Source organism: Brevibacillus sp. SIMBA_040, assembly GCF_046535075.1.
Classification (GTDB): domain Bacteria; phylum Bacillota; class Bacilli; order Brevibacillales; family Brevibacillaceae; genus Brevibacillus.
The window spans coordinates 1-281 of record NZ_JAWRXI010000138.1 but is presented as its reverse complement, the minus strand read 5'-3'; the positions used below and the strand labels follow the sequence as shown (position 1 = coordinate 281).

Here is a 281-nt window from a genome sequence, read left to right as displayed (position 1 = left end):
CTGGGAGCGGTATTAGTCATCGCATTCTTTTATACCTCCAACATTGAAATGACTTATTTATGGATTGGTTTACTGATTTTAGCTATTATGTACTTGGGAAATAAGATGGGAATTAGATCTATTTTCTTTTTTGGGTTTTTGGGGATCTGCGGAGTATGGACATGCTTCGTAATTTCAGGGGTTCATGCAACGATTGCTGCTGTGTTAGCTGCATTTACGATTCCTGCAGATGTTAAAATAAAAGAGACGGTTTTTATCGCAAAAATAAACTCCTATCTGAC

General features: G+C 37.0%; 1 protein-coding gene. It reads left to right on the top strand.

Annotated features, from left to right (window positions below):
- Positions 1-281: Na+/H+ antiporter NhaA (locus SB752_RS32290; protein ID WP_410719479.1), on the top strand; the 281-nt coding region annotated here is incomplete at both ends.